The organism is Streptomyces sp. NPDC059142 (assembly GCF_042755665.1).
In the GTDB taxonomy this organism is placed as follows: Bacteria; Actinomycetota; Actinomycetes; order Streptomycetales; family Streptomycetaceae; genus Streptomyces.
In genome coordinates this window covers 87343-94642 of record NZ_JBHZDA010000019.1, presented here as the reverse complement: position 1 = coordinate 94642, position 7300 = coordinate 87343, and the positions used below count along the sequence as shown (strand labels likewise).

Genomic DNA, 7300 nt, shown 5'->3' with positions numbered 1-7300 from the left:
GCCCGGAACTTCTCGTTCCGGGCCGGGGCTTCCGCGTACACGGCTCCGATCGGCAGCGGTCGACGGGTCAGCCGGCGCCGCTGGTGAGCTGGGACAGCGAGGGCACCTTGTCCTTCACCGGCGCGCCCGCGCTCTCACCCGCGCTCTTGATCCCCGTGATGGACTTCTCGAAGCTGCTGATGTCCGTGCCGCTCGCGTCGCCGTTGCGGAGCTTCGTCGCCATCCCCTTCAGCGAGGCGATCCCGGCGGTCAGCGGGGCGACGGCCTTCGACAGCAGCGGATCCCCCTTGGCGTTCTTCTGCGCCGCCTTGAGCCTGTTGTACGTGAAGGCACCGGCGAGCGCCGCCTTGACCAGAGCGAACTTCCGCCCCTTCGCCCCCTTCTTGAACTTGCCCGCCTTGTACGGCTTGATGATCCACTGGTACGTCGCCCCGGCCGCGAGACCGGCGTTGGCGACGAAGCGGGTCTTGGCGAACTTCTGCTTCTCGGCGGAGCTGGTGGGCGAGGCCGCCGCCACGTCGGCGGCCGGTGTCGCCCGGGCGGCCCCGACGGCTTTCCCGGCCTTGGGGGACGAGGCGCCCCCGCACGCGCCCGTCGTCAGCAGCAGGGCGCAGGAGAGCAGCAGGGCCAGTGCGGCCCGGCGTACCGTGACGCGGGGTGCGCCCGGTATGTGAGGGGTGTCGGACATGGGAACCTCCCTGGCAGACTGCCTGTAGCCTCACCGGCGCGGGACCCCGCCGCCACGCGGACTGGGCCGTTCGGGTCAGGCGGTCACGGGCGGTACGCGCGGGCGGTCACGGGCGGCCGGGTCAGGCGGTCAGGGGCTGCCGGGACAGGCGGTCACGGCCGCCGGGGGCCGGGTCAGCGGCAGCAGTCCGGTTCCAGGCCGTGCGGCAGCCGCTCGCCGCCGAAGACGGCGGTCGTCGCCTCGTCGCCGCCCAGGGCGGCCACCGCCAGCAGCAGCGAGCCCGCCGTCCAGGTGGTCAGCTCCTCGGGCCACATGCCCTGGTCCTCGCCCTCGAAGACGTACCCCGTCCAGTACATCCCGCCCTCGGCACGCAGGTGCTGGATGGACTGGAGTACGTCCAGCGCGCGGTCGGACTCCCCCATCACCCAGAGCGCCAGGGCGAGTTCACAGCTCTCGCCGCCCGTCACCCAGGGGTTGGGCAGCACGCAGCGCACGCCGAGCCCCGGCACCACGAAGCGCTCCCAGCCCGCCTCGATCCGGGCGGTGGCCTGCGCCCCGGTCACCGCGCCGCCGAGCACGGGGTAGTACCAGTCCATCGAGTAGCGGTCCTTGTCGAGGAACCGCTCGGGATGCGCGCGGATCGCGTGCGCGAGCGCGCCGGCCGCCAACTCCCAGTCCGGCTGCGGCTCTTCACGCTCCTCGGCGATGGCGAGCGCGCAGCGCAGCGCCTGGTGCACGGAGGAACTGCCGGTCAGCAGCGCGTCGTCGAGCGGGGTGCCGTCCGCCTCGCGCTTCCAGCCGATCTGCCCGCCGGGCCGCTGGAGTTCGAGGACGAACTCGACCGCCGCGTGGACCACGGGCCACATCCGGTCGAGGAACGCGTCGTCGCCGGTGGCCAGGTAGTGGTGCCAGATACCGACGGCCGGATAGGCGCAGAAGTTGGTCTCCCGGCCCGCGTCGGCGGGGCGGCTCACCCCGGTCTCCGCGTCGGCGTACGCCGCGTACCAGGACCCGTCCTCGTTCTGGTGGCGGGCCAGCCAGTCGTAGGCGCGCCCCGCCGCCTCGTGCTCGCCCGCCGCGTCGAGCGCCATGGCCGCCTCGGTGTGGTCCCACGGGTCGAGGTGGTGTCCGCGGAACCAGGGGATCGCGCCGTCGGGCCGCTGTACGGCGAGGATCCCGGCCACGGTCTGCGCGGCCTGTTCGGCGGTGAGCACACCGGGCAGGACGAGATGTTCCGTGGCGCCGGGACCGCGGCTGGGCAAGCTCACTTGGCGTCCGCCGCTGAGGCGTCCGCCGGGGCCGCGGGCGCGCCGGGCGCGGGCAGGTGCGGCTTGGTCGCGTACGCCACGAAGCTCTTGCCGACGACGGGGTTGAGGAGCTGCTCGGCGACCCGGGTGGCCAGCGGCTTCTTCATGATGTCCCAGACCAGCAGCTTGTGGTACGCGCGGACCGGCAGCGCCTGGTCGTTGTCGACGCCGAAGGCGCACTTGAGCCACCAGTACGGTGCGTGCAGGGCGTGCGCGTGGTGGGTGCCGTACGGCTTGAGTCCGGCCTCCCGCATCCTGCCGAGCAGTTCGTCCGCCTTGTAGATGCGGATGTGGCCGCCCTCGACCTCGTGGTAGGCGTCGGAGAGCGTCCAGCACACCTTCTCGGGGCCGTAGCGCGGCACGGTGACGGCGATCCGGCCGCCGGGGCGCAGGACCCGGACCATCTCGGCGAGCACACCCTTGTCGTCGGGGATGTGCTCCATCACCTCGGAGATGATCACGACGTCGAACGACGCGTCGGGGAACGGCAGGTTGAGCGCGTCGCCCTCCATGGCGGTGGCCGTCGCGCCCTCCGGGGCCTCGCCCTCCGCCTTCATCGCGGCGAACCACCGGGCCACCTCGCGGATCTCCTCGCCGTTCCGGTCGAGGGCCACGACCTGTGCGCCGCGCCGGTAGCACTCGAAGGCGTGCCGGCCCGCGCCGCACCCCAGATCGAGCACACGGTCGCCCGCGGCGAGCGGGAAGCGGGTGAAGTCGACGGTCAGCACAGGGTCGTCCTGCTTTCGCGGTCGTGGCGGCGGAGGGGGCTACGGGGGTACGGGCAGGCCATCAGCGGTGACCGCCGCCGGGGGGCGGGTCGGTCCGTACGGGGGCGGCGGGCGCGGACGCGGTGGCGCGGGGGCCCCGTCTCCCCTGTCCCTGCCGGGCGATGGCCTCGCGGTACAGCTCCGCCGTCCCCTGGGCGGCCCTGGCCCAGGTGAAGCGGGCGAGCACCCGCTCGCGGCCCGCCGCGCCGAGCCGGGCGCGCAGCTCCCCGTCGTCGAGCAGCCGTCCGAGGGCGGCGGCGAGGGCGCCCGCGTCGCCCGGCGGCACGGCGAGGCAGGTCTCCCCGTCGGCCCCGGCGACCTCGGGGATCGCCCCGCCGGTGGTGGCGACGAGCGGGGTGCCCGTGGCCATGGCCTCGGCGGCGGGCAGCGAGAAGCCCTCGTACAGGGACGGTACGCAGGCGATCCGCGCGCTCCGCACCAGATCGACCAGTTCGGCGTCGGAGATGCCCTTGACGAACTCGACGGCGCCTTCGAGCCCGTACCGTTCGATGGCCTGGGCGACCGGGCCGTCCTCGGCGCGTCTGCCGACCACGACGAGGTGCGCGTCGGGGTGTTCGGTACGGAGCTTGGCCAGCGCCTCGACGAGATGGACGAGGCCCTTGAGCGGGACGTCGGCGCTGGAGGTGGTGACGATCCGGCCGGGGACCTCCGGGACGGCGGGGTCCGGCGAGAACAGCTCCGTGTCGGCGCCGATGTGCACGACCTGGATGCGGTCGGCCCGTACCCCGAGATGGTCGGTGATCTCCTGCCGGGAGGTGCCGGAGACGGTGAGGACGGACGGCAGCCGGCGCGCGACCCGCTTCTGCATGCGGGTGAAGCCGTACCAGCGGCGTACGGAGGCCCGGCGGTGCCAGTTCTCGGCGGCGTCCAGATCGAGCCGCCGGTCGACGGTGATGGGGTGGTGGATGGTGGTGACCAGCGGCGCGCCGAGGTCGCCGAGCAGTCCGTACCCGAGGGTCTGGTTGTCGTGGACGACGTCGAACTGTCCGGCGCGGGCGGCGAGATGGCGCCGGGCGCGCAGCGAGAAAGTCAGGGGTTCGGGGAAGCCGCCGGTCCACATGGTGGCGACCTCGACGGCGTCGATCCAGTCGCGGAACTCGTCGCGGCGCGGGGTGCGGAACGGGTCGGGCTGCCGGTAGAGGTCGAGGCTGGCCAGCTCGGTGAGCGGTATGCCCTCGTCGAGTACGGGGTAGGGCTGGGCGCCGATGACCTCGACACGGTGGCCGAGGCGGGCGAGTTCGCGGGAGAGGTGGCGTACGTAGACGCCCTGGCCGCCGCAGAAGGGGTTGCCCTTGTAGCTGAGGAGCGCGATACGCAGCGGCCGGTCGCCGTCGCCCCTGCCGGTTCTGCCGTCCTCGCCCCGGTCGTCCTGGGACTCAGGCCCGGTGCCCGCCGCTATGGCCTCAGCGGTCACACTCGGCCCCCTTCATCACTGCGCTCTTCCCTGTCGGGCAGGTTCGCCGGAGCGTAACCGCTGTCGACAATCTGGAACAAGTTCCAGACACGGCCGCCCACAGCCTTCGAATCTACCGGCAGGTAGCGTCGGCGCACGAGCTGGAACAGGTGATTCGCGCCACGGCGCGCGTCTGCCATGCTGTGCGCCCGGAGAGGTTCGAAGGGAGCGGCACCGATGACGACGGCCTCCCGTCCCTGTCCGGCCGCGCTGACGGAGCGCCAGGAGGCCCGGCGGCGGCGCATCCTGGACGCCACGGCGCGACTCGCCTGCCGGGGAGGGTTCGAGGCGGTGCAGATGCGCGGGGTCGCCGAGGAGGCGGGGGTCGCGCTCGGCACGCTCTACCGCTACTTCCCGTCCAAGGTCCATCTGCTGGTCGCGACGATGCAGGACCGGCTCGACCACCTCCACACCACGCTCCGCAGGCGGCCCCCGGCCGGTGACAGCCCGTCGGAACGGGTCGCGGGGACGCTGCTGCGGGCGTTCCGCTCGCTCCAGCGCGATCCGCAGCTCGCCGACGCGATGGTCAGGGCGCTGACCTTCGCGGACCGGGGGGTCAGCGCCGAGGTGGAGACGGTGTCGCGGCGGACGACGGCGATCATCCTGGAGGCGATGGCGCCCCCGCCCGCCCCCCGGGCGCCCGGCGCTCCCTCACGGGCCCGTCCGCACCCCCCGGAACCGGCTCGGGAGCCGACCCCGGAACAGCTCTCGGCGGTCCGGGTCATCGAGCACACCTGGCACGCCACCCTGATCGCCTGGCTCTCGGGCCGCGCCTCGGTCGCGCAGGTGCGGACGGACATCGAGACGGCCAGCCGGCTGCTCGACCTGCCGGCCCGGGGCGCCCGGGAGCCGGCGCGGCGCCCGTCCGCCCCGTAGCCCGTCCGCCCCGCGCGCCCGCCCGTCCGCCCGTCCGCGGCCGGAAAGTGACCATGAACACGGACGTCAGGGGTGCGTCCGGGTGAGGACGCGTCAACTCCACGTAGCGGGCGGTGTACCGTGCTCGGTCGTTGTTGCGTCCGTCTTCACCGGAGGAGTGAGGTCCCCCATCACTGCTGTACCGCCGTATGCCCCTCTCAGCGTCGAGATCGTCACCGGCCCGGACCGCGTTCTGGTACAGGTCAGCGGCGAACTGGACTGCGACACGGGCCCCGACCTCTTCGCCGCCCTGGCCCCGCTCGCGCACCGCTGTGTCGACGTGGATCTCAGCCAGGTTCCGTTCATGGACTCGACGGGCCTCAACCTCCTCCTCAGCCAGCGCCGCGCGAGCCGCAGGGCGGGTGGCGACCTGTCCCTGCTCCGCTGCTCGCCCCCGGTACGCCGGGTCCTCGACGTCACCCGCACCTTCACCCATCTGACGGCCCCGTGCGACACCGCGCCCGACCCCATGGGACCCGACACGTTCTGATCCCCGGCCGGTCATGACCGGTGATCCGGCGTCACCGGGATCGCATACCTGTTCAATGGGCGGATGTTCACAGCAAAGGCGCTGGGGTCTCCGGCCGTTCCCCCGCGCCGTTCCGTTCCCGTCTGGCTGATCCCGATGCTGTGGACCCACGCCCTCGGTCTGTGGGGGCTGTCCCGGCAGAACAGTGTGTGGCGGGACGAGGCCGCGACCTGGCAGGTGGCCCGGCGCTCCACGGCGGAGACGGTGCGTCTGCTGGAGAACGTCGATGTCGTGCACGGGTGCTACTACCTGCTGATGCACGGGCTGTTCAGCTGCTTCGGGCCCGGGACGACGACCCTGCGGCTGCCCTCGGTGCTGGCCATGGGGGTGGCGGCGGCCTGTGTGGCGGTCATCGGGCGGCGGCTGGCCGGGGCGGTGGCGGGGCTGGCCGGCGGGATGGCGTTCGGGTTGCTGCCCGCCGTGCAGTTCCACCTCCAGGAGGGCCGGCCGTACGCGCTGGTGACGGCCGGGGCGGCGATCGCGACGCTGCTGCTGGTGACCGTGGTGCGGGGGCGGGCCGGAGCGGTGCACTGGGTGGGCTACGGCGGGGCGGTCCTGGTGTGCGGGCTGCTCAACTGGCTCTCGCTGCTGATGCTGCCGGCCCATCTGGTGACGCTGGTCCTGACGCGGGCCGGGCGCGGGGTGTGGGCCCGCTGGGCGACGGCCTCGGCGGTCGCCGTGGCGGGGGTGGCGCCGCTGGCGCTCTTCAGCCAGGGTCAGGCCGCCCAGGTGTCCTGGATACCGCCGCTGACCTGGCACATGATGATCGGCCCCGCGGTCCTGCTGCTGATCGCCGGCGTCGGCGCCGTACTGGAGCGGCCCCGGGCGGGCCGGGTGTCGGTGGCGGCCGTCGGGCTGCCGCTGCTGGCGGTGCCGCAGCTCGGCCTCATCGGCGCCTCCCTGGTCCAGCCGCTCTTCCTGGAGCGGTACGTCCTCTTCAGCCTGCTGGGTCTCGCGCTGCTGATCGGGACGGCCGTGGGGGCGGCGGTACGGGCGGTGCGGCCCCGCCTCCCGGAGGTGTCGCGGTGGCTGCTGCCCGCCACGGTCGCCGTGGCGACGGTGGCGCTGCTGCCGCAGTCGCTGGCCGTACGCTCCCCGGCGAGCCGGGTGGACGATGTGCTGGCCATAGCGTCGGACGTGCGGCGGATGAAGAAGAGAACGGGCGGCGCGGTGCTCTTCGTCCCGGCGGCGCGCCGGGACACCGCGTCCGTCTCCCCCGAGGCCTTCACGGGGCTGCGGGACATAGCGCTGTCGGAGAGCCCGGAGGCGTCGGGGACGCTGAAGGGTGTGGAGGCGGCCCCGGACCGGATACGTGCCGCGATGCTCTCCCAGCGGCGGATCCTGCTGGTGACCGACGCGCCCGGAACGGCGAGGCCGGTGACGGCCGAGCGGGACCGGGTGAAGATCTCCGTGCTGCGCGGGCACTTCAGGCCGGTCGCCGACGAGCGGGTGCGCGGCCGGCGGGTCACGGTGTACGAGCGGCTCGTACCGGCCCGCTGACCCGCCGGCCCCGTACAGGGTGATCCGTACAGGGTGATCCGTACAGGGTGTGGCGGGGGGCGCGGGCGCGCGCCCGGGGGGGCGGGTCCCGCCCCGCCCCGGGCCGGGCGCGGAGGAGAT

General features: G+C 73.7%; 7 protein-coding genes. 3 read left to right on the top strand and 4 right to left on the bottom strand.

The window, feature by feature from the left end; translation table 11 throughout:
* Positions 1–67: 67 nt before the first annotated feature.
* From ACFXPK_RS10480 to ACFXPK_RS10465, 4 genes are all read right to left on the bottom strand, one after another.
* Positions 68–688 (bottom strand): hypothetical protein, encoded by a 621-nt coding sequence (locus tag ACFXPK_RS10480; protein WP_385073790.1) that lies wholly within the window; start codon positions 686–688, stop codon positions 68–70.
* A 173-nt stretch (positions 689–861) separates the two neighbouring features.
* Positions 862–1950: a prenyltransferase gene (locus ACFXPK_RS10475; protein WP_385005068.1), complete on the bottom strand. Its 1089-nt coding sequence runs from the start codon at positions 1948–1950 to the stop codon at positions 862–864.
* A gap of 2 nt (positions 1951–1952) precedes the next feature.
* On the bottom strand, positions 1953–2723 hold the full coding sequence (locus ACFXPK_RS10470; protein ID WP_385005060.1) for a methyltransferase domain-containing protein: 771 nt from the start codon (positions 2721–2723) through the stop codon (positions 1953–1955).
* A gap of 61 nt (positions 2724–2784) precedes the next feature.
* Positions 2785–4197 carry a glycosyltransferase family 4 protein gene (locus ACFXPK_RS10465; protein WP_385073786.1) on the bottom strand — a complete coding sequence of 471 codons (1413 nt, stop codon included), beginning with the start codon at positions 4195–4197 and terminating at the stop codon, positions 2785–2787.
* 216 nt (positions 4198–4413) lie between these two features.
* Between ACFXPK_RS10465 and ACFXPK_RS10460 the strand changes: the two genes are divergently transcribed.
* The 3 genes from ACFXPK_RS10460 (at position 4414) to ACFXPK_RS10450 (ending at position 7180) form a co-directional block, all read left to right on the top strand.
* Positions 4414–5112 (top strand): TetR family transcriptional regulator, encoded by a 699-nt coding sequence (locus ACFXPK_RS10460; protein ID WP_385073783.1) that lies wholly within the window; start codon positions 4414–4416, stop codon positions 5110–5112.
* A 157-nt stretch (positions 5113–5269) separates the two neighbouring features.
* Positions 5270–5641 carry an STAS domain-containing protein gene (locus ACFXPK_RS10455; protein ID WP_385073780.1) on the top strand — a complete coding sequence of 124 codons (372 nt, stop codon included), beginning with the start codon at positions 5270–5272 and terminating at the stop codon, positions 5639–5641.
* A gap of 63 nt (positions 5642–5704) precedes the next feature.
* Positions 5705–7180, top strand: a complete 1476-nt coding sequence (locus ACFXPK_RS10450) for a hypothetical protein (protein WP_385073777.1) — start codon at positions 5705–5707, stop codon at positions 7178–7180.
* Positions 7181–7300 lie beyond the last annotated feature (120 nt).

Excerpts from the sequence above, each read along its gene's own strand:
- ACFXPK_RS10480 (WP_385073790.1), bottom strand. The coding sequence starts at position 688 with ATGTCCGACACCCCTCACATACCGGGCGCACCCCGCGTCACGGTACGC.
- ACFXPK_RS10460 (WP_385073783.1), top strand. The coding sequence starts at position 4,414 with ATGACGACGGCCTCCCGTCCCTGTCCGGCCGCGCTGACGGAGCGCCAG.
- ACFXPK_RS10450 (WP_385073777.1), top strand. The coding sequence starts at position 5,705 with ATGTTCACAGCAAAGGCGCTGGGGTCTCCGGCCGTTCCCCCGCGCCGT.